14 protein-coding genes and 2 pseudogenes are annotated in these 21,419 nt (G+C 63.1%); 2 read left to right on the top strand and 14 right to left on the bottom strand.

What is annotated here, in order from left to right; translation table 11 throughout:
• The first annotated feature begins 1 nt into the window (after window position 1).
• Window positions 2-274, top strand: a complete 273-nt coding sequence (locus JFN93_RS03640) for a cytochrome c7 (protein WP_199382641.1) — start codon at window positions 2-4, stop codon at window positions 272-274.
• A gap of 236 nt (window positions 275-510) precedes the next feature.
• On the opposite strand, the gene JFN93_RS03635 is transcribed toward JFN93_RS03640, so the two are convergent.
• Both JFN93_RS03635 and JFN93_RS03630 read right to left on the bottom strand, forming a co-directional pair.
• Complete coding sequence (locus tag JFN93_RS03635) at window positions 511-981, bottom strand: cytochrome C (RefSeq protein WP_199382640.1); 471 nt, start codon at window positions 979-981, stop codon at window positions 511-513.
• Window positions 978-2,279 (bottom strand): hypothetical protein, encoded by a 1,302-nt coding sequence (locus JFN93_RS03630; RefSeq protein WP_199382639.1) that lies wholly within the window; start codon window positions 2,277-2,279, stop codon window positions 978-980. Before JFN93_RS03630 ends, JFN93_RS03635 begins: the two co-directional genes overlap by 4 nt.
• 424 nt (window positions 2,280-2,703) lie before the next feature.
• On the opposite strand from JFN93_RS03630, the gene JFN93_RS03625 reads away from it, so the two are divergent.
• The gene (locus JFN93_RS03625) at window positions 2,704-3,330 is read left to right on the top strand and encodes a phosphoribosyltransferase (RefSeq protein WP_199382638.1); all 627 of its coding nucleotides are present in this window, start codon (window positions 2,704-2,706) and stop codon (window positions 3,328-3,330) included.
• 149 nt (window positions 3,331-3,479) lie between these two features.
• Here the strand turns inward: JFN93_RS03625 and JFN93_RS03620 are convergent, their stop codons facing one another.
• From JFN93_RS03620 to JFN93_RS03575, 12 genes and pseudogenes are all read right to left on the bottom strand, one after another.
• Complete coding sequence (locus JFN93_RS03620) at window positions 3,480-5,036, bottom strand: methyl-accepting chemotaxis protein (protein ID WP_456237429.1); 1,557 nt, start codon at window positions 5,034-5,036, stop codon at window positions 3,480-3,482.
• Between the two features lie 63 nt (window positions 5,037-5,099).
• Window positions 5,100-6,233 (bottom strand): annotated as a pseudogene (locus JFN93_RS26010) (MCP four helix bundle domain-containing protein); the annotation flags it as partial.
• Window positions 6,234-6,428: 195 nt separating this feature from the next.
• Window positions 6,429-9,548, bottom strand: a complete 3,120-nt coding sequence (locus JFN93_RS03615; RefSeq protein ID WP_199382636.1) for a methylmalonyl-CoA mutase family protein — start codon at window positions 9,546-9,548, stop codon at window positions 6,429-6,431.
• Window positions 9,549-9,871: 323 nt separating this feature from the next.
• The gene (locus tag JFN93_RS03610; protein ID WP_199382635.1) at window positions 9,872-12,529 is read right to left on the bottom strand and encodes an ATP-binding protein; all 2,658 of its coding nucleotides are present in this window, start codon (window positions 12,527-12,529) and stop codon (window positions 9,872-9,874) included.
• 74 nt (window positions 12,530-12,603) lie between these two features.
• Window positions 12,604-13,053, bottom strand: coding sequence for a response regulator (locus JFN93_RS03605; RefSeq protein ID WP_199382634.1), 450 nt, complete (start codon window positions 13,051-13,053; stop codon window positions 12,604-12,606).
• 23 nt (window positions 13,054-13,076) lie between these two features.
• Window positions 13,077-13,487, bottom strand: coding sequence for an Hpt domain-containing protein (locus JFN93_RS03600; protein ID WP_199382633.1), 411 nt, complete (start codon window positions 13,485-13,487; stop codon window positions 13,077-13,079).
• A gap of 102 nt (window positions 13,488-13,589) precedes the next feature.
• Window positions 13,590-14,087, bottom strand: coding sequence for a chemotaxis protein CheW (locus tag JFN93_RS03595; protein ID WP_199382632.1), 498 nt, complete (start codon window positions 14,085-14,087; stop codon window positions 13,590-13,592).
• 153 nt (window positions 14,088-14,240) lie between these two features.
• Window positions 14,241-15,956 (bottom strand): methyl-accepting chemotaxis protein, encoded by a 1,716-nt coding sequence (locus JFN93_RS26180; RefSeq protein WP_456237428.1) that lies wholly within the window; start codon window positions 15,954-15,956, stop codon window positions 14,241-14,243.
• Window positions 15,957-16,115: 159 nt separating this feature from the next.
• Window positions 16,116-17,810: pseudogene (locus JFN93_RS26175) on the bottom strand (CHASE3 domain-containing protein); the annotation flags it as partial.
• Between the two features lie 253 nt (window positions 17,811-18,063).
• The gene (locus JFN93_RS03585) at window positions 18,064-18,666 is read right to left on the bottom strand and encodes a CheR family methyltransferase (RefSeq protein ID WP_199382630.1); all 603 of its coding nucleotides are present in this window, start codon (window positions 18,664-18,666) and stop codon (window positions 18,064-18,066) included.
• Window positions 18,667-18,717: 51 nt separating this feature from the next.
• Window positions 18,718-20,799, bottom strand: a complete 2,082-nt coding sequence (locus JFN93_RS03580) for a chemotaxis protein CheA (RefSeq protein WP_199382909.1) — start codon at window positions 20,797-20,799, stop codon at window positions 18,718-18,720.
• Window positions 20,799-21,188, bottom strand: coding sequence for an STAS domain-containing protein (locus tag JFN93_RS03575; protein ID WP_199382629.1), 390 nt, complete (start codon window positions 21,186-21,188; stop codon window positions 20,799-20,801). The genes JFN93_RS03580 and JFN93_RS03575 overlap by 1 nt, the downstream gene beginning before the upstream one ends.
• Window positions 21,189-21,419 lie beyond the last annotated feature (231 nt).

The raw sequence follows: 21,419 nt of genomic DNA, 5'->3' as shown, positions 1-21,419 counted from the left end.
GATGAAGAAGGCGTTTTTCGCCCTGGCAGGGGTGATCTTTTATGCTGGTCTGGCTCAGGCGGCCGATGTCGTTGAACTGCCGGCGTCGATGGGAAAGGTAACCTTCCCGCACAAAAAGCACCAGGAGATGCTGCGCGACTGCACCAAGTGCCACGAAAAAGGGCCGGGCAAGATCGCGGAACTGGGCAAAGAGTGGGCGCACCGCACCTGCAAGGGGTGCCACACCCAGCTCGGGCGCGGCCCGACCGCATGCAAGGATTGCCATAAGAAGTAAACTGCGGGGGTCGGGGGTCCGGGGGCGGGGAGAACCGATCGTGGTGCCCAGCCTCAGTTTCCCACTGGGCCACCACGTCTTGAAAACAGGCGTCATGCTGTGATGCAGCACGTTGAGTTGAAATGAAAATCCCCCCAGCCACCGATAAGGCAGCTGGGGGGATTCTTTTCGGCACTCCCAAGAGGAGATGCTATCTGACAGGCGGAAAGGATTTGCCCCGCCCCCCGACCCCGCTTCTATTTATGGCAGCTCACGCACCGCTCGTTGTTGCTCCGGCCGTGGCAGCGGTAGCAGCTGGTCGGGTCGGCCTTCCCGTCGATCATGTGCAGGGTCAGGTAATCGCCGCGGTGCGGCAGTTCCCGATCGGGGCGGTTACCGAGGAAGGTGGAGGGCTTGATCTCCAACTCGTTGGCGTGGCAGGCGTTGCAGAAGGAGAACTTGTGGCACAGCGCGCAGACTTTCTCATCCTGCGACGCGTAGAGCCGGTGCTGCCGCACGAACTCGGTGGTGTGTTTGAAGGTCTGGCTCGGTTTCCCCACGGCCTTGATCTGCTCCTCGTGGCACTCGGTGCAGTCCGGCCGCCCCTCTCCAAGCTGCTCCGGATGCCAGGACGGCAGGCTCGCCTGTTTCGAGACGACGGCACAAGCGCTGATCGCAAGGGCACCGGCAATGATCAATAGAAGGGATAAAAGCTTCACCCGGGTCATTTCTTCGCTCCTTTACCTTGGGCAACGTAATTGAAGGTCAGCCGGACCAGCCCCTTCAGATCGTCGGCCAGCCGGGGATTCTGCCCGTAGCTCAGCTCTCCCGACAGGGTCAGTTGGGGCATGATCCGCATCCCGGTCGATGCGATCAGTTCGAAGGCGTTCTTACTGTTGTAGATCCGGGTCTGGTAGATCTGGCCGATGGCGTCGAGGCTCCCGATATAGCGTCCGCTGTCGTACATGACGTATCCCCGCCCCTCGTGGTAGGAATTGAAGCCGGTGGCGCCGGATACGCGATGATAGGAAACCCCGGAACGGAGTTTCTTGTCCAGGGCGGTGATCCGCGCTTCAGCACCGAAGCGGTCGGAACCTCCGTTCAATTCGGTCTCGAAGTTGTCGGAGCGATGGATGTGCCGATAGTCGGCGTTCAGTTCCAGCGGAGCGGCCGCATACCAGGTGACGGTTCCCCCGTAGGAGCGGACCATCCCCCCCTGGTCGGGGTTGAACAGGGACCGGAGGTTCGAGCCGGCATAAAAATGAACCAGATCGGCCTGGTTGTAAAGACCGGAAACGCCGATCGTCTTGAACGGGCGCAGCAGGAGCTGGTAGCTGTGTTCGGCGACCCCTTCCCGCGACATGTCGTAATAGGTGTGCCCGTTTACTTCGACAAACCGGCTGGGGCCGCACCAAAGGTCCCCCCCGATCAGTTCGCGGTCCCGCTTCACCCCGGTCGTCGGGTCGAAGATCCCCCCGGTTTCGTGCAGACCGGAGAAGCCTACTTCGAGCAGGTTGCCGTACCGGTAGCTCCCGCGCCCCCCGGCGATGAAATCACCCTTGGTATTGCTGCCGCGGTCCAGTTTCACCGGTGCGCCGCCGAAAGCGGAAACGCCGAAGCCGCCGGCAAGGTCGGTACGCGCCCCTACCCCGTCCAGCTGTTCGGAGGCTACCCCCTGGTTGACAAAGAACCTCCCGCCCTTCACCTCGGCGTTGGCCTTCGGGAAACGATAGGCGAGGAAGCCGTAGCTCAGGTCGCCGTCACTGTTCTTCTCGCTGGTGCTGCGGTCGCCAAGGTCCACCCGCTCCCACCCGTAGAGATGCAGCGACAGGTTTCCGTCCGCGATCTGGTCCAGGTCGGCGCCGGCGAACTGGGTGAACGGGATGATGGTCTTCTTGTCGAACCCCGGCGCAGCTTTCTGCTCCAACCGGAAGATCGAGGTCCCGTACCCCTCGAAATCAGCGGCATGAACCAGTGCTGGGATCAGGAGTAGAGCAAGTGCCGAAGGCAACCGCAATGTCTTCATTGATAACGCTCCTTGCATGAACTGTCAGTACTGTCCCCCGTTGGGTTTGAGAGATTGTAGCGGACAAAAATATACTGTCAAAGAGCGCACGAAATTTTTGATATGCCGAGTCCTTCACTGGATTAATGTAATTTCACCTGAATCTCGCATCATCCAGAAGTTGCCCTGGCTGTTGCATGCCGGCCACACCCCCGCGCTATTCTTTTCAAGAGGTTTCGATATCGGAGCTACATCCAGTATTGGATTTCGTTTAACTAACCGGCTCTGTAGTTATCCCTCTCCGGCATTGGATTATGTCTCCGGAAAGTTTTCATAGCGCTTTTTTTATAAAGTTAGTACGATATAATGTGTGCGTTCATGTAGCAGGACGACATCTGAACGATGCCCGAACGGCGCCAGGAAACGGACAAGGAAGGAAAAAGCCATGATCTACCATGACAGAATGGATGCGGGAAAGAGGCTGGCCGAGCGCTTGATGCAATACAGCGAGGTTCCGAACAAGGTGGTGTTGGGGTTGCCGCGAGGCGGCGTCATCGTAGCCCGCGAGGTAGCGCGGCGTCTCGCCGCCCCCCTGGATGTACTCATCGTCCGCAAGATCGGGTACCCCGGCGATCCTGATTTTGCCGTTGGCGCAATCTCCGAAACCGGAGTGGTCCTTTACAACGAGCAGATCGCCACATCCTACGGGGTGAACCGGGAATACCTGGAACGGGAAAAGGTCCGCCAGCAGGAAGAAATCGAACGCCGGCTGAACCTGTATCGGGGAGGCCGGGGGCTGCCGCAGCTGGCCGGCAAAACGGTCATCATGGTCGACGACGGAGTAACCACGGGGATCTCCTTGAAAACCGCCGTCACCGCCTTGAGAAAGGTGATGATCAAGCGGCTGGTCATCGCCCTGCCGGTCGCCTCGCAAGAGGTGGAGCAGCTGGTTGCGGGTTCGGTGGACGAGTGGATCTGCCTGCAGACCCCGGAGCATCTCACGAGCGCCGCGCCGTTTTACGAGGAGTTCCCCAAGGTCGAGGACGAGGATGTGGTGGAAGCGCTGAAGTAACCTCTCCGCCGTGTCAAAAACAAAAGAGGGGCCCCCCGATCGGGAGGCCCCTCTTTTGTTTTCATCCACATGCCCTCTCTCCCTTCGGGAGAGGGCCGAAGTGAGGGGGCGCTCCCGCAGAGCAGTCCCCTCGCCCGGCCTACGTTCCGCTAGTACTTCTCGAAATCGACATCGGAAGCGATGCCGTCGTCGAGGACGATGGTGTGACCGGCAGCAACCTTGGCACGCCGCTCGCCGGGATTTTCCTCAGCAGTGCGGGCATAGTGCGGCTCGATGGTCGGCCGGCGCGGCAGCGCCTTTTTCTGGGTGCGGACCACGGTCTCGACGTCGTCGACCTTGAAGAAGCCGATCATGGTCTGCAGCCGCTCGGACATGGAAGAGAGTTCCTCGGCGGTCGAGGCCATCTCTTCGGAAGAGCCGGCGTTTTGCTGGATGACCTGGTCGAGCTGCTGGATCGCCTTGTTGATCTGCTCGGCCCCGGAATCCTGCTCCTTGCTGGAGGCGCTGATCTCCTGCACCAGTTCGGCCGTCTTCTGGACGTCCGGAATGATGTTGGTGAGCAAGGTGCCGGCCTGTTCGGCCACCTCGACGCTCGAGGTGGAAAGCTGGGAGATTTCGGCAGCCGCCTTCTGGCTCCGCTCGGCAAGCTTGCGCACCTCGGAGGCGACGACCGCGAACCCCTTGCCGTGCTCGCCGGCGCGGGCGGCCTCGATGGCGGCATTGAGGGCGAGCAGGTTGGTCTGGCGGGCGATCTCCTCGACGATGGAGATCTTGCCGGCGATGTCCTTCATCGCCTTGACCGTCTCGTTGACCGCCTTGCCCCCTTCCTTGGCATCGACCGCCAGTTTCACCGCGATCCGCTCGGTCTGCTGGGCGTTATCCGCGTTCTGCTTGATGTTGGCCGACATCTCCTCCATCGACGAGGAGACCTCTTCGGCGGAAGCGGCCTGTTCCGATGCCCCCTGGGACATCTGCTGGGCGCCGGCGGAAAGCTGCTCGCTGCCGCTGGCCACGTTGTTGGAGGCGCTCTTCACTTCCTTGACCACTTCGACCAGCTTGCTCACCATGGCGGCCAAAGCCTGCATCAGTTCGTCCTGACCGGAACGCTCCCGCAGCTCCACCTGCAGGTTCCCCAGAGCCACTTCCTTGGCCGCGGCGGTGATCTTCTGGTTCGCCTCGATCAGGATGTTGAGGTTGTTCTTGATCTCGTTGTAGTCCCCGCGGTACTCGGCGGTGATCTTCGGGGGCATGATCCCCTTGGAGATCTGCTCCACGTAGGTTGCCGCCATCTTCAGCGGCCCGATGACCGCATCCAGCGTGGCGTTGATCCCCTGCACCATTTCCTTGAAGCTGTACTGGAACTTTTCGGCGTCGCCGCGGGTGGAGAGCTGCCCGGCCTTCGCCGACTCGACCAGCATCAGGATCTCCTGGTTGAGGGCCACCATGTTCTTCTTGACGTTGTCGATCGCCTCGGTGATGAGGGCCTTTTTGCCGGGGAGCCGCTCCATGTCGACCGAGAGGTCGCCCTGGGCATACTTGCCGACGATCTCGACCACCCGCATCTTCACCGAGATGTGCGAGTTGACCAGCGTGTTGATCCCGTCGGCCATCTCCGCGTAGGCCCCCTGGAACCGTTCCACCGGCATGACCTCGTCGATCATGCCCAGATCGTGCTGCCGGCTCATCTCGACGCGGGCCGCGAGCAGGCCGTTCAGGGAATCGATGCACTGGTTGAGGTTCTGCTTGATCTCGTTGAAATCGCCGTTGTAGACCTCGTCGATCTTCGGGGGGAGGTCCCCCTTCGCGATGCGGTCCACATACTCGGCGGCGACGTTGAGCGGGCCGATGACCGCATCCAGGGTCGCGTTGAAACCGCCGATGATCTTGCGGAAGTCGCCCTGGTGCTTGTCGGCATCGGCACGGGTGGCCAGCCGGCCGGCGACGGCCCCCTCCACCAGGAAGTTCGCGTCGGCGATCAGGGCGTTGATGTTGTCGATCGCATTGTTCAGGTTGACCTTCATCTCGTTGAAGTCGCCGTTGTAGTCGTCGGTGATCTTGGGGGGCATGTCCCCCTTGGAGATGCGGTCGACGTATTCGGCAGCCACGTTGAGCGGGCCGATGACCGCATCCAGGGTCTGGTTCATCCCCTCGATGATGCCGCGGAACTCGACCTCGATCTTTTCCGGGTCGCCGCGGGTCGCCAGGTGCCCGCCGACCGCCGCCTCGGTGAGCCGCTCCATCTCCTCGATGAGCGACTTGAGAATCGCGGCAATCTTGCGGGAAAGGAAGACCGCGGTGCCGATGCCGATGGCCATGATGACCACCACCAGGATGACCAGGAACAGAGCCACCTTGTGGTAGGCCTGCCCGATGACCTGCTTCAGGGCGTCCATCCGGTCGTAGCCCACCTTCGCGAAGTTGGCTGCTTTGTCCTCCATGGCGTGGATGGCTTCCTTGTATTCGCCCATCGCCTTGTTGGCCGCCGCGGGATCGCGGTAGGTACCGTCCTTGATCCCCTCAACCACCTTCGGGAACCCGACCAGATATACCTTGGACTCGGAACGCAGGGCCTGAACCACCGCGCGGTCCTTGTCGGTGGCTACCTTGTCCAGGGTATCCAGGCGCTGGTTGAGATGATCTTTCTCCTCCTGCCACTTCTTGTAGTACTCATCGACTTTCTCAGGAGAGGCCATGTTAATGATGGCGTCTTTCTCGAACCGGCGCAGAGCGAGGATGTTGGCGCGAGCGCGGCCCGCATGCTGGGCGATGACGCCATCGGTGTCGAGATTGTGGGCAACCTCCGTGTTGATGTGGCTCATGCCCCAGTACCCGGTCCCCGCAACGATTGCGGTAAGTACCAACAGCACGCCAAACGCCCAACCCAGCCGCCCTGCGATCCTCATGTTGCTGAACATACGGCCTCCTTGTAACCTGGTGCGAATAAAAAAAGATGCCTGAAGATTCATCAACAATCTTCGGCATCTAATTCCAACAACTTAAGAAGAAATGTCACAAGTACGTTACATCCAATATCTGCATTGCTGATTCATTGCATTCAATTTTTCCATAAGTGGCGTCGCCCACAGACTATTTTTGACCTAAACCATCTTTCTATATTCACCTCCAACCTGCTTCAGAATTTTGGTGATCTGCCCCAAAGTGGCATGCCGCACCGTCTCGAGAAGTGCTCCGAACACGTTCCCGCCGTTTCGGGCAACCGCCTCGAGCCGCGCCAGATGGACCGGCGCCTCCTCGACATGTCGAGCCTTGAAATCCCGCACCCGGGCCAACTGGCGTTCCCAGTCGGCCGGATCCGGGCGCACCACCTCGGCCACCGGCGGGTATTTTTGCGGGTCGCCGTCGGCAAGCTCGTGGCTGTTGTACCCGATGATCTTCCGGATCGGACCGCGCCCGCCCGGAGCGTCCCGGCGCCGCTCCCGCTCGTACCGGGCGCTGTTTTCCGCGATGCAGCGCCGCTGGTAGCCGAGTTCCGTCGCCGGCCCCACCCCGCCCAACTGGTCCAGGCGGTCGAACTCGTCGAGCACCTGCGCCTGGACTTCCCGCATGACCTCCCGGAAGGCATAGGAGCCGGACAACAGATTCTGGATGACGAACCCTTCCGCCTCTTCCCGGAGGTAGTTGGCAACCATGGTCGCCTGGCGCACCCATTTCTCCCCCGGGGTGGTCATCGGTTCGTCGGCCGAGTCGACGTGGAGCGAGTTGGTGTTGGCGAGGAGCCCCATCAAGGCATGGTAGCCCTGGCGCAGCGGGTTGAGCGTGTCCCACTCCTCGGCCTGCAGCGCCCGTCCCGAGGTCTGGGTGTGGAACTTGAACCTCTGGGAGCGCGACGGGGCGCCGTAGACGTCGCGCAGGGCGATGGCCCAGATCTTCCGGCAGACCGCGCCGTAGGCGAGCCAGTCCGCCTCGTGGGAGACCCGGAAGAAAAAGGAAAAACTCGGCGCGAAGGCATCGACCGCCATGCCGCGCCCCCGGAAGTTTTCCAGGTAGGTGAAGCCGTTGGCGAGGGTGAAGGCCAGCTCCTGCACCGGGCTCGCCCCGGCCTCCCCGATGTGGTAGCCGGAGATGCTCAGCGAATAGAACTTGTCCACCCCGTTGTCGATGAACCACTGCTGCACGTCCCCCAAAAGCCGGATGGCGAAGTCGGTGGAGAAAATGTTCTCGTTTTGCGCCTGGACCTCTTTGAGGATGTCCGCCTGGACGGTACCCCTCAGTGCGCGGAAAATGCCGCGCCGCAGTTCTTCCCGCTCCAGGGGGGCAAACGGGCTCCGCTCCCGCTCCTGCCGCTCCATCTCCAGCTCGCTTGCGGCGACGAAGTACATGGCGAGGATGACCGGGGCCGGACCGTTGATGGTCATGGAGGTGCTGATCTCGGGGATGGAGAAGCCCTGCAGCACGAGCTTCATGTCCTCCCAGCTGTCGATGGCGACGCCCCCCTCCCCTATTTTGCCGACGCTCCCCGGATCGTCGTCGCTGTCCGCGCCGTACAGGGTGATCCCGTCAAAAGCAATGGAAAGGCGCGGCTTGGGCACCCCGCGGGCAAGGAAATGCAGGCGGCGGTTGGTCTCTTCGGGACCGCGCAGGCCGGCGAACTGCCGGGTGGTCTCGCCGGCGGAGGCGGTGCGGTATGGATAGATGCCGGTGACGAAGGGGAACTCGCCGGGAAGCCCCTCTTCCAGGAGAAACCGGAGCGCTTCGGCACGGTCTTCCGGATCGGGAAGCGCCACCCGGGAGAGCTTGAGGCCGTTGGGGGTGACCACGGTCGGGTCGATCCCCGTCTTGGCGGCGGCCTGGAGGGAGAGTTCGCGCCAGCGCCCGGGCCAGGCATCCAGAAGCCGGGCGCAGTGCGGGTCGAGTCCCGCCCCCGAGGGGTCGCGCCGGATCTGCTGCAGCTGGTCCCGGCTCCAGGCATCGTAGACGCGGACCCGGTCCGCGATTTCGGCAAGATAGGCGCGCCGCCGGTGCGGCACCAGAACGTTTGCCTTGGCATAGGCAAAGATCCCCGCTCCTGCAGGAGCCTCCGGTTCCGGCCAACCCAGCCGCCGGCAGAGGGCGGCAAAGAGCCGCTGGGTCCCCGGGTCCTGGGCGGCCTTGGAAGTGGTCGGATAGAGGGCGTCCGTTTTCCCCAACTCGGCGAGAACCGATCCCATCTCGGCATAGGATGCCTCAGCCCCTTCGAGGTCGACCTTGTTCAGGACCACCAGATCCGCGTCGCGCAGCAGCTGGTCCTTTTGCAGCTGCAAGGCGCTCCCGTACTCCCGGGTCTTCACGTAAAGCAGCAGGTCGGCGTTCAGATGGCCGAGATCCACCCCGGTCTGCCCGGTACCCGGGGTTTCGACCAGGATGAGGTCATAGCCGGCGCCGTCGAAGGCGGCAATCAACCGGGGGAGCTGCGGGGCGATCGGGGCGTAGGCGCTGCCGGTGCCGAGGCTGCGCAACCAGACCCTCTCATGGTAAATGCAGTTCATGCGCACCCGGTCGGCGAGAAACGCGGTCACCGCGCCGCCACCGTCCAGGGACGGGTCGTTGGCGAGGATCGCGAGCCTGCGCTCCGGGAAGGTGGCGAGGAAGTGCCGCACCAGTTCGTCGATGAGGGTGCTCTTGCCGCTGCCGCCATCGCCCGCCACGATGACGACTTTACCCTTCCGCACGGCGGACCCGGAGAAACCGGCCGCATCCAAGGCGCCCGCAGCCGAAATTGCGGTGCCGGCCGCATCCGGGCCGCCGGAAAGGGTCCGGCTCAGCTGCAGGGCGGCGGAATCCGATGCTTGCGGCGGGGGAAACGCTCCGCGGCCCCGGTCGACCCGTTCGATCAGGTCCCGGGCGATCGCGTCGAGCCCCCAGCCCGGACCGTAGATCCGCGCCACACCGCCCGCTTCGAGCGCCGCGGCATCGTCGGGGAGGATGGTCCCTCCCCCGCCGCCGAAGACGAGCGTCCCGAGCCCCTGCGCCGCGAGCCGCTCCACCAGGCGCGGGTAGAACTGCAGATGTCCCCCGTTGTAGGAGCTGACGGCAACGGCATCGGCCCCCTCCTGCAGCGCGGCGGCGACGATCTGGTCGCCGGTCATGTTGAAGCCGAGATAGATGACCTCCACCGGCCGTTCCGCGGCGAGCAGGGCGCGGTTCAGGGCGAGAATGGAAGCGTCGTGCCCGTCAAAGGCGGCGACGGCGGTGACGATGCGCAGGGACCTGGGAGCCATGGTGCGATCCTCTTCACATGCGGTGGTTCAGCAAAGGGGTCTTTGGGCCTAGAGGCGGCGCCCCGGTTGCTGAGGCTATTTTCATGGTAAACGTCGATCTGGACAGCTAATGATACCACAGGGGGAAAAGGTGCAGGTATGGCGGAAAAAGTGAAACGGAGGTGGAGGTAAAAGGTGATTGACTGCACCCGGGAAAGCCGTAAAGGCGAATCCTAAAGGCAAATCCCCCAGCCCCCCCTTTGTCTAAGGGGGGAGATCAAAGGGGGCAATCAAGGCGGCGGGGGAGGACCGGAGCCGTCCTGCTTCAGGCGGCGCCTGGCGGCTCAGCCCCGCGCCGCGGGGGCATCGAGAATTTCCCGGATCCGGCGCAAAAGCGCCTGGGGGTGCACCGGTTTCATGATGATCTCGGCACCGTCGGCGAGTTCGCCGCGGCTTTGGATGACGTCGGCGGTATAGCCACTGGTGAACAGGACCCTGGCCTGGGGTTTGAGCTCCTTGATCCGCTCCCAGGCCTCCTTCCCGTTCATCCCCGGCATGATGATATCCATCAGGACCAGCCGAATCCGGTCTCGATTGCCGGCAAAAAGCTCGATCCCCTCTTTGCCGTCGGAGGCGACGATCACCTCGTAGCCGGAACGGCGCAGCACCTTTTCCACGATCCCCTGTACCGGCGCCTCATCCTCCACCACGAGGATGGTTTCGCTGCCACCGCGTTCCGGGACCGGGACGGCCGGCACTACGCCTGCGGCGACGGCCGGATCGAGCGGGAGAAAGACGCGGTAGGTGGTCCCCTGCCCCGGTTCGCTGTACAGGTGGATGTTACCCCGGTGCTGCTTCACGATGCCGTAGACGATGGACATCCCCAGCCCGGTCCCCTTCCCCACCTCCTTGGTGGTGAAAAACGGCTCGAATACGCGGTTTCGGGTGTCGGCGTCCATCCCGACCCCGGTGTCTGAGACGCAGATGAGCGCATGAGGGCCCGGGGTGCCGCAGCCGTGGGTCTGGACGTATTCTTCGTCCAGGTCGACCAGCTCGGTGGAAATGCCCAGCAGCCCGCCGCGGGGCATGGCATCGCGGGCGTTGGTGGCGAGGTTCATCAGGACCTGCTCGATCATGGCCCGATCGACCTTGCCCACCAGCGGCAGCGCGCTCAATTCGACCTGCAGCGAGACGTCCTCCCCGATCACCCGCGACAGCAGCCCCTTCACCTTGTCGACCACCCCGTTGAGGTCATGGAGTTCGGGGTGCATGGCCTCCTTGCGGCTGAAGGCGAGCAAGCTCCGGGTCAGCGCGGCGGCGCGTTCGGCGGCATCGGCAATCTGGCGGATTTCGTGGCGGTGGGTGCCGTCACCACCGGCGGACATCTCCAAAAGCGCGCAGTAGCCGAGAATCACGGTCAGGATGTTGTTGAAATCGTGCGCCACCCCTCCGGCGAGCTGCCCCACCGCCTCCATCTTCTGGGACTGGCGCAGCTGCGCTTCCAGCGATTTCTGGTCGGTGCGGTCGATGCCGATCCCGGCCACCCCGGTGACCACGTCATCGGCTCCGCGCAAGAGGGTAAGGCTCCACTCGATCACCCGTCGGCTGCCGTCCCGGGTGACAATGGGGTATTCCAGATGCAGCGGCAGGTCACGTTCCAGGAACCGTTGTTCGAATTCGGCACGGCGCAGCGGGGCGCTGTCTTGCGGCACGAACTTCTCGAACCAGTTGCCGTGCAGTACCTCGGCACGCTCCCACCCCACCAGGCGCAGGAAAAAGTCGTTGCAATAGGTGATCCTCCCATGCTGATCGAGGGTGACTGCGGCGAGGTTGATGCTCTCCAGCATGTCACGGAAGCGCCGTTCCGAGAGCTGCTGCAGCTCTTCGGCCCGACGCAGTTCGGCGACGGTCTTCGCCCTCTCCTTGAGTTCCACCTTGAGCAGATGGTTGGCGCGGGAGAGTTCCGCAGTCCGCTGGACCACCCGGAGCTCCAGTTCTTCCTTGGCGGCGCGCAGCTGGTCGCGTGCCTCCCCTTCCTGGGCCCACTTGACCAGGACCAGGCGGGCCAGGACCACGGTCACCAGGGTGAAGGTGAGCACCAAAAGCGCGGTCAACCGCACGATGTTCCACCAGCTGGCAAGAAAATCGCGGTTGGCGACCCCTACGGCGATGTAGAGGGGGTAGTCGCCGATCCGATGGTAGGAGACGACCTTTTCCTCCCCTTCCCAGCTGAAGCGGGTGTAAAAGGTCGCCGAACGCAGGCCGGCCCGGAAGCGGGACCGGAATTCGGGGGAGAGGACCCGGTTGCCGACGGCACTGCCGATCCCGCTGAGCTCGGGATACCGGGCGATGATCGCCATCTCCCGGTCCCGCAGGCTGATGCCGCCGTGGGGACCGACGTCGAGGGTGGAAAACCGGCTGACGAAGTTGGTCAAGGGAATGGTGGCAAGGACGATGCCGTAAAAGGTGCCGTCGGGAGCATCGATCCGGCGGGCAAGATTGAGGGTCCACTTTTGGGAAACGCGGCCGATCAGCGGCCGCGCGAAGATCATTTCGGCGCCGGGGTTCTCGCGCAGGTGCCGGAAGTAATCCCGATCGGCGATGTTGACGTTGCCGCGGGGAAGTGCGTTCCCATAGCGGATCGCGCCGGATTTGTCGACCACCCGCAGCCCTTCGACCTCGGGAAGCCGGGACCGCACCCGGGCCAGAAAAGGGTTCAACTCTCCCGGAATCGGGACGCCGTCTTTGCGTTGCTCCCTGCCGCACTCGTCGACAACACTTTGCAACGAGACGTCGATTCTCTCGAACAGGCCGGACAAATCGCGGTCGAGCAGTTGGGCCAGGTTCTGAGCCGCAACCCGGGCCCGATCCTCACGGTCGAGCCGGCTTTGCACCAGCGCCATACCGGCGACCGCCCAAGCAAAGACGTTGATGACGAAAATCCCGGCGATCAGCCTGAAGGCAAGGCTAAAGCGGGATTCCCGGATAAATCGAAAGGGCATGGCGACTCCGAACCGACTCGCAGCTTTCTTCTCTAAGGGGACCGGATTTCCCTAAAAATCGCTTTCCCCGTTTCTCAGCAGCGGAGGTCGGCGCTCCCCCGGTACACATCGGCCAGCAACCGGGAGGCCTGCTCCGGCGCAATCAGATTGCTTCCAAGCAGCAGCTCCACGAGCCGGGCCAAGCGCACCGGTTTCACCAGGAGGTCGGTGCATCCCCCGTAGTAGTAGGCACCGACCATCTCCCGCGGCGACAGGCAATCGGCGAGGATCACGATCGGCACTTCAGCAGCGCCGAAGCGCTGTTCGGCATGCCGAACGGCCTGTATCACCCCCAGCCAATCCTGCCCCGGCAGCTTCATGCCGAGAAAAAAGAGGTCATAGCCCTGCTGCTCATGGAGCGATGTAAGGTGAGCGGTCACCGCATCGGCTCCGTTGTCCGCAAGATGGCACTCCCCGAAGCGGGCCAACAGCTGCAACAGGTCGGCGCGGGCCGAGCCGTCTCCCTCGGCCACAAGAAATCTCATCGAATTCGACCTCTACTCCCCACTTATTTCCGAATCGCCTCAGCCGGGCCGGGTGCGGCCCCGGTAGCTTCAAAAACGCGCTGGCGAAAATCGGGCGGCGTCAGGCACCGGCTCCCCTGGGCCCAGGCATCAACGAGATCGCAGATCACGTCGGTCCCTTCCAGGAGCAGTTCCAGCGTTTCTCCGTCCATCCGGCGGTGTTCCCAGCGCAACCTGGCTACCACCTGCTCCAGCGAAAGACCGATGGACTCCAGCTCGGCCAACCGGAACTGGCGTGCCGTGCCGGCAACCGTATGGAAGCCGCGGAAAAGCGATTTCATGCGCATCTCGTCGCAGCCGGCGGGGCACAGGGCGACGAGGTCGTCGCGGACCTTTTCCACCACGTCCCGCACCTCCTGGCACAGCTCGCTCTTCCATTTGTCGAGTTCGGGCATGGTTCATCCCTTTACGGCGCCGGACGGGCAGACTCCCTGGTATTCAGGTCAACAAACGCCCCCTCTCTCCGGAGAGGTCGGGGCGGGTCACTCCCCTTCTGACTACCCGTTGCAGGCCTCGTCCAGCTCCGGCTCGTCACCGGTGAGGCCCACGTCCTCCAGGCAGAAGATCCGGTCCACGTCGAGGATCATGATGAACTGGTCGTCGTGGCGCCCCATCCCCAGGATGAAATCCTTGTTCAGTTTGGTCCCCAGCCGCGGCGCCGGCTCGATCTGGTCCGGTTCAATGTCCAGGACTTCCTGAACCGCGTCGGTCAGCACCCCCACCACGGCACCTTCCTGCAGTTCGACGACCACGATGCAGCTGTTCACGGTGTTCTCGGTCTGACTCATCCCGAATTTGAGCCGCAGATCCAGCACCGGAACCACGCTGCCGCGCAGGTTGATCACCCCCCGCATGTAGGGAGGAGTCTGCGGCACCTTGGTCACGGTGGTGAAGTCGAGGATTTCCCTTACCTGCGCCACGTTCATCGCGAAAGTCTCTTCCGCGAGTCGAAAGCTCAGGTATTGATTGCTTTCATTCATTGCGCGTTCACTCATGGCCCGCCTCCTGGGCTTCCCCCCAGAGGGGGACTGGCACCTGCGGAGCCAGTCCCCTTCCAAGACGAGAGCCGTTTCAGGTTGGGCTCCCTCCTTGGAGGGGGACTGGCACCTGCGGAGCCAGTCCCCTTCCAAGGAGGGAGCCTTTTCACGTTAGTAGCGTTCGAAGCAGGAATCCAGCGTCTCTTCGTTCATCGCCAGGGCATGTCCGCCGGCAACCGGTTCGGTGACCACGATCTGCTTCAACTGGGCTACCGGGCGCTGCTTCTTCTCGATGGACTTCTTGGCGCCCGCGGTCCGGGCCGGGCCGGCGTCTTTGACCTTGAAGAAGGAGATGGTCGACTGCAGCTGCTCGGCCTGGCTGGAGAGCTCTTCCGAGGTGGAGGACATCTCCTCGGCCGCCCCGGCATTTTGCTGGATAACCTGGTCGAGCTGCTGGATGGCGCGGTTGATCTGGGTGGCCCCGGAATCCTGCTCGCGGGAAGCGGCCGCGATCTCCTGGACCAGCTCAGCGGTGCGCTGGATGTCGGGAACGATGTGGGTGAGCATCTCCCCGGCCCGCTCCGCAACGTCGACGCTGGAAACGGAGAGCTCGCTGATCTCGCCGGCCGCGGCCTGGCTCCGCTCGGCAAGCTTTCTGACCTCGCTCGCCACGACCGCGAACCCCTTGCCGTGCTCCCCGGCCCGGGCCGCCTCGATCGCCGCGTTCAAGGCCAGCATGTTGGTCTGCCGGGCGATCTCCTCGATGATGTTGATCTTGCCGGCAATCTCCCGCATCGCCTCGACGGTCTGGGCGACCGCCTTGCCACCCTCCTGGGCATCCGCCGCGGACTTGGTGGCGATCTTCTCGGTCTGCAGGGCGTTGTCGGCGTTTTGCTTGATGTTGGAGGACATCTGCTCCATGGAGGAGGAGGCCTCTTCGGCGGCCGACGCCTGTTCGGTCGCCCCCTGCGAGAGGTTCTCCGCTCCGGAGCTCATCTCCTGGGCTCCCTGCGCCACGTTCTCCGCGGCCGACTTCACCTCGGTCACGATGGAGGAGAGTTGGGCAACCATGTTCGCCATGGCCCGCATCAGCTCATCCTGCGGCGAACGCTCCTTCACGTCGATCAGGAGGTTCCCGTCGGCGATCTCCTGCGCGGCGTGGGTGATGGTCTGCATCGCGGCGATCAGGACGTTCAGGTTGGTCTTGATGATGTTGTACTGCCCCTTGTATTCGGCAGTGATGGTCGGCGGGATATCTCCCTTGCTGATCCGGTCCACGTAGGTCGCGGTGACCATGAGCGGGTCGACGATGTTGGTGACCGTATCGTTCACCCCGACAACCAGCTTGTTCCACCCGCCGACGAAGAGCGAGGCATCGGCGCGGCGGTCCAGTTCGCCATCGGCGGCGGCCCGGATCAGGAGGTCGGTCTGGGCCAAAAGGTCGTTCATCATCTTGACCATGTTGTTCAGGTTGTTCTTGATGACGTTGTACTGCCCCTTGTATTCCGTGACGATGGTCGGCGGGATGACCCCTTTAGCCACTTGGTCAACATAGTCGCCGGTTACCATGAGCGGGTTGACGATGTTACTCACGGTGTCGTTGACCCCGACCACCAGTTCTTTCCACCCCCCCACGAAGAGTGAAGCATCTGCCCGGCGGTCCAGTTCGCCGTCGGCAGCCGCCTTGATCAGGATGTCGGTCTGGGCGAGCAGGTCGGCCATCATCTTGACCATGTTGTTCAGGTTGGTCTTGATGACGTTGTATTCCCCTTTGTACTCGGTGGTGATCGCCGGCGGAATGACCCCCTTGGCGACCTGGTCCACGTAATCTGCGGTGACCATGAGCGGATTCACGATGTTGGTGACGATGTTATTGACCCCGACCACGAGTTCCTTCCAGCCGCCGACGAAGAGTTCGGCATTGGCACGCTGGTCGAGGTTGCCGTCGGCCGCGGCCCGTACCACGCGGTTGGCCTGGTCGAGGAGGTTGTTCATGGTGTCGATGCAGTTGTTAAGGTTGAGCTTGATCTCGTTGAAATCGCCGTGGTAGGTGTCGGTGATCATGGGGGGGATGTCCCCCTTGCTGATCCGGTCGACGTATTCCGCGGTTACGTTGATCGGCCGCACGAAGGCATCGACGAGTTCGTTCACGCCGCCGACCAGTTTGCCCCAGCCGCCGGCGAAGGCCGCCGAGTTGCCCCGGACGTCGAGCTTGCCCTCCCGGGTCGCCTGCACCAGTTGGTCCGTTTCGTCCAAAAGTCCCCGCATGGTGTCAATGCAGTTGTTGAGGTTGAGTTTGATCTCGTTGAAGTCACCGCTGTAGCTGTCGGTGATCTTCGGCGGGATGTCCCCCTTGGAAATCCGGTCCACGTACTCGGCGGCGACGTTCAGCGGCCCGATGACCGCGTCGAGGGTCTCGTTCACGCCGACGACGATCTTCTGGAAATCCCCCTGGTGGCGCGTGGCGTCGGCACGGGTCGCCAGGCGCCCTTCGATGGCCGCCTGGGAAAGCATGTTGGCGTCGGCGATGAGGGCCTTGAGGTTCGCGCGGACCTGTTCGATGGTCTCGTTGATGAAGGCCTTCTTCCCGGGGAACTTCTCGAGTTCCGCCTCGAAATTGCCGCGACCGAATTCGGCGAGGCAGGCCATCGCCTTCTTCTTCACCGAGATGTGCCCCCCGACCATGCCGTTGATCCCTTTGGCCATGGTGTGGTAGGCCCCCTGGTAGTTCTCCGCCGGGATGACGACGTCGATATCGCCGGCATCATGCTGCGAGCTCATCCGGTTCATGTCGGTAATCAGCCCGTTCAGGGTGTCGATGCACTGGTTCAGGTTGACCTTGACCTCGTTGAAGTCGCCGTTGTAGTGATCGGTGATCTTGGGGGGGATGTCCCCCTTGGAGATCCGGTCCACGTATTCCGCGGCGATGTTCAGCGGCCCGATGACCGAATCGAGGGTATCGTTCACCCCTACCACGATCTTCTTGAACTCGCCTTCATGCCGGCTGCTGTCGGCACGGGTGGCCAAATGCCCTTCCCGGGCGGCGTTGGCCAAAAGGCTCGCGTCTTCGGCCAGGGCCTTCACCTTTCCGGTCATCGCCTTCATGGCGGTCAAAAGCTCGCCGGACTCGTCGTGGGATTCGACCACGATTTCCATGGAGAGATCGCCCGAAGCCACCCGGTTGGCAGCCTCCACCGCTTTACCCAACGGCTTGGTGATCGCCTTTTGCAAGAGGGTCGCGATCAGCATGGCCAGGACCACCGAAAGGAAGCCGCCGCCGATCAGGACCAGCTTGGTGTTGCTTTGCTTCGCCTCGGCGGCCGCGATCCTCTGACCGAGCAGGGATTGCTCTTCCTTCTGCATCTCCGCGATGATGCCGCGCATCGCGTCCATCTGCTTTTTCCCCTTGGCCGCCTCGACGGTTTTCACCACCTGGTCCAGGGAACCGCGCCCCTCTGCGACCTGGCGCCGCAGCGCCAAAAGGGGCTCGACGTCGATCTGCATCCACTCGCCCCGCATCGCTTCGAGCTTGGCCAGCCGCTCCTGCTGCTTCGGGTTGTCGGCAGTCAGTTTCTTCGCTTCTTCGATGTCCTTGGCGATGGCGGCCTTTCCGGCCTGCAGCGGCTCGAGGAACTTGTCGTTACCGGTGATGGCGAAGCCGCGCTCCCCGGTCTCGATGTTGATGAGCGAGGTGAGGATGTCGGCGGTCTGGTCCAGCACCTGGTAGGTGTGGATGTTCATCTGGTTCGCCTTCCCCAGGCTGGAGAAATTGAGGTAGGCGATGGCAATGAGCAGCAAAACGATCACGTTTACCGCGGCAAAGCCGACGTAGAGCTTCTTCCCGATCTTCATGTTGGCCAGAAAATTCATGTAGTCCCCCTTGCTCGTTTGCTTCGGCTGGTTTGGAGCCACGCGTGCTGCTAACCGCCGCGGTCCCTCTCGGAGTTGCGTTGCCTGCGGCGCATCCGCCTCCGTTGGTAGCGGATGGCCATGGTCAAATCTTCTTGAAGAGCTGCGCGTCGGGGGCCACCTGGGTGAAAAGGTGGGCCACCTCCTTGGGCAGCTTCTGGGTGTTTTCGTTGATCAGGAAAGCGCCCGGCGCCAGTGCCTTGTGGAACATCTTGAACACCTCGATGCGCTGCTCGTAGGAGAAATGGAGCAGCACGTTCTTGCAGACCACGAGGCAATATTCGACGCCGATCGGCTCCAGGGAGAGGAGATCGTGGTAGCGGAATTGGACCCGGCCGCGCAGCTCCTCGACCACCCGGAACATCCCCTGTTCCTCGGCCGGCTCGAAATACTTTTCGAAATACTCCGCCGGCATGCGCCGCAGCTCGTCATAGGGGTAGACGGCCCGGGTGACCACGTCGCCGAAGTGGTTGGCGCTGTCGTGGTCGGTGGCGTCGATGCGCAGGTTCTTGAACCCGAACCGGTTCATCCGCTCCGCCAGGATGATCGCCAGGGTGTAGGTTTCCTGCCCCTGGGCGCAACCGGCATCCCAGACCTTGATCCGGCTCCGCCCGCTGGCGTAGGGGATCATTTCGTCCACCGCCCGCTCCAGAGGGGGCTGGTCCCGCATGAAAAAGGTGAAGGCCATGAATCGGAACTCCTTTACTTTCCGCTAACCTCCCACCGCCGTGAGAGGAAATTACGCGGCTTCGTTCTCCACGCTCTGCACGATCTGGGGGAGATCCAGGATCAGCGCCACCGCGCCGTCGCCCAAGATGGTGGCGCCGGAGACACCGCGCACGTCCTTGTAGGCCGGCCCCAGCGACTTGATCACCGTCTGGTGCTCCCCGATCACGTAGTCGACCACCAGACCGACCTGCATCCCGTCCATTTCCACGATGACGATCTGTTCGATGTCGGGGCGTTTGCCGGCAAGGCCGAAGCGCTCCCGGATCGGGATGAACGGGATCATCCGCCCCCGGACGTTCACCATGTCCCGGCCGTGGCAGCGCTCCCGGTCCTCCTTCGGGAAAAGGACGCACTGGTCGACCAAGGAGAGCGGCAAAAGGTACCGGTTGCCGCCGATCATGACCATGAGGCTTTCGATGATGGCCGGGGTGAGCGGGATCCGGATCGAGATGAGCGTTCCCTCGCCACGGCGGCTGTCGATTTCGATGCTGCCGCGCAGCGCCTCGATGGACCGCTTCACGACGTCCATGCCGACTCCGCGCCCGGAGACGCTGGTCACCTGCTTGGCAGTGGAGAACCCGGGGGCGAAGATCTGCCCGAAGATCTCCTTCTCGGATAGCTCGGCGTTGGCCGGGATCAGCCCCCGCTCGACCGCCTTGGCCCGGATCGCCTCCCGGTCCAGCCCGGCGCCGTCGTCCTTGATGCTCAAGATGACGCTGTCGCCGGCGTGCTGCGCGGCGAGGTGCACCGTCCCCTGGCGCGGCTTGCCGCCGGCGGCCCGCACCTCGGGAAGCTCGATGCCGTGGTCGATGCTGTTGCGCAAAAGATGCACCAGCGGGTCGTTGAGCTTTTCGATCACCGTCTTGTCGAGCTCGGTATCCGCCCCCGCCGTGGTCATCTCGATCTCCTTGCCGAGCTCCGCGGAAAGGTCCCGGACCAGCCGCTTGAACTTGCTGAAGGTGCTGCCGATCGGGAGCATCCTGATGTTCAGCGCGATGTCGCGCAGCTCCCCGGTCAGCCGTTCCACCTCCTCGGCGATCGCCTTGAACTTCGGATCGCGCCGCTCCACGGCGGTCTGGGTGAAGCGGGCCTGCACCGTCACCATCTCCCCGACCAGGTTCACCAAGAGGTCCAGCTTGTCGGCGGGCACCCGGATGCTGGCGGCGCTCTCCTGTTTCTGCCGCTCTTCCCGCTGCTGTTTCACATGCTGCTGCTCGACCAGGGCCGCGGTCACCGCTTCCGGGTGAACCCCCTTCTCGATCGCCAGCGTCCCGATCCGTTTCTGGCTGGCGAGGATCTCCGCCAGGGCATCGGGGGCGAGCTCCCCCTTCTCCACCAGGATCTCGCCGAGCTTCTTGTACCCCCCCGAGGCGCTGCCGTCGTCGATCACCTCGATCTTGAGCTCGCACACATCCTCGGCAAAGACGAAGACGTCCCGGATCGCCTCGATGCCGCGGTCGGTGGTAAGGACCACGTGCCACGCCACGTAGCAGTGCTCCGGATCGATCTCATCGATGGCCGGGACCCGTCCCAACTGCGCCACGGCCTGGCACGGACCGAGCTCGCGCAGTTCGTTGAGCAGCGCGAGCGGGTTGGTCCCCGAAGCGAAGATCTCGGCAACCGGAGTGACGAGGATGCGGTAGGTCACGGCGACCGGCTCCGTTTCCCCGCCGTGCGCCGCCGCAGCGGCCGTCACCCCGGGAGCGTCGCGGTCCCCCTTGCCGGAAAGTTCGCGCAGCCCCGCAACGATCCGTACCGACTCGGCCGCATCGACCGGGGTACCGTGCTCCGAGGCGGCGAGCATCGCCTTGATCTGGTCCCGGGCCGCCAGGGTCAGGGTGACCAGTTGGCTGCTCACCGCCATCTGGCCGTTGCGCACCTGGTCGAAGACGGTCTCCACCTCGTGGGTGAACCCCGCGATGTCGTCGAAGCCGAACATCGCGCCGGACCCCTTGATGGTGTGCATCACCCGAAAGACCCGCCCGATGAGATCGGCATCCTCGGGATGGTCTTCCAGTTCGAGCAGCGAACTCTCCAGTTCCGCCAGGTATTCGTAAGCCTCCTCTCGGTAGGCCTGTACGTGGACGTCCATCACCATCGGAGCTCTCCCGGTCCGGCTGCGGCACCGGAAACCATTTCCCAGAGGCACCCGAGTTCGCCCCCCCTGCCACAGCCGTTGCGGTGGAAGCCGGCCGCCTCGACCGCCTGCCGGACCGCGCCGTTATCGCCTCCGGCAATCAGCGCTCTTTTCCCGGCATCCCGGGCGGAGCGGTGCAGGGAACAGAGAACCTGCAGTCCGATGAGATCCAACTCGGTCACCCCGGCCAGGTCAACGGTCACCTCCGCAGCAGCGTCGAGCGCCTCGACAAGTGCCTCCTTGGCGGCAGCCCCATTGACGATGGCAAGCGGCCCCACAAAGGTCACCACCCGTTCCTGAGCGGCGGCGTCCCGGCTTGCTTGAGTCGTGGCAAATTCTGTCATAGGGCAGCTCCTGTTAAAAGAGGGCGTGAACCGGTGCTTCAGCGTCGGTTACGTCACAAGTAGTAACAAGGTACGTGCCACCCATAGAAAGATTGGAGATTTATAAGTATACGAAGACGGGCAATGAGCATAATCCGGCAGCGGCGCCAGATTACGTTAACTCTCATTGATGATAAATAACAATTTCCGTGCGGGATTTAGATGGACGGGGGTTGGGCGGCAGGGAGGGGG

This window comes from Geomesophilobacter sediminis (assembly GCF_016458275.1).
Taxonomy (GTDB): Bacteria; Desulfobacterota; Desulfuromonadia; order Geobacterales; family Geobacteraceae; genus Geomesophilobacter; species Geomesophilobacter sediminis.
The sequence above is the reverse complement of the archived record's forward strand: the minus strand, read 5'-3'. Positions and strand labels throughout refer to the sequence as shown.

Coding starts and splice junctions, on each gene's coding strand:
- JFN93_RS03640 (WP_199382641.1), top strand. CDS start 2: ATGAAGAAGGCGTTTTTCGCCCTGGCAGGGGTGATCTTTTATGCTGGT.
- JFN93_RS03635 (WP_199382640.1), bottom strand. CDS start 981: ATGACCCGGGTGAAGCTTTTATCCCTTCTATTGATCATTGCCGGTGCC.
- JFN93_RS03630 (WP_199382639.1), bottom strand. CDS start 2,279: ATGAAGACATTGCGGTTGCCTTCGGCACTTGCTCTACTCCTGATCCCA.
- JFN93_RS03625 (WP_199382638.1), top strand. CDS start 2,704: ATGATCTACCATGACAGAATGGATGCGGGAAAGAGGCTGGCCGAGCGC.
- JFN93_RS03615 (WP_199382636.1), bottom strand. CDS start 9,548: ATGGCTCCCAGGTCCCTGCGCATCGTCACCGCCGTCGCCGCCTTTGAC.
- JFN93_RS03610 (WP_199382635.1), bottom strand. CDS start 12,529: ATGCCCTTTCGATTTATCCGGGAATCCCGCTTTAGCCTTGCCTTCAGG.
- JFN93_RS03605 (WP_199382634.1), bottom strand. CDS start 13,053: ATGAGATTTCTTGTGGCCGAGGGAGACGGCTCGGCCCGCGCCGACCTG.
- JFN93_RS03600 (WP_199382633.1), bottom strand. CDS start 13,487: ATGCCCGAACTCGACAAATGGAAGAGCGAGCTGTGCCAGGAGGTGCGG.
- JFN93_RS03595 (WP_199382632.1), bottom strand. CDS start 14,087: ATGAGTGAACGCGCAATGAATGAAAGCAATCAATACCTGAGCTTTCGA.
- JFN93_RS03585 (WP_199382630.1), bottom strand. CDS start 18,666: ATGGCCTTCACCTTTTTCATGCGGGACCAGCCCCCTCTGGAGCGGGCG.
- JFN93_RS03580 (WP_199382909.1), bottom strand. CDS start 20,799: ATGGACGTCCACGTACAGGCCTACCGAGAGGAGGCTTACGAATACCTG.
- JFN93_RS03575 (WP_199382629.1), bottom strand. CDS start 21,188: ATGACAGAATTTGCCACGACTCAAGCAAGCCGGGACGCCGCCGCTCAG.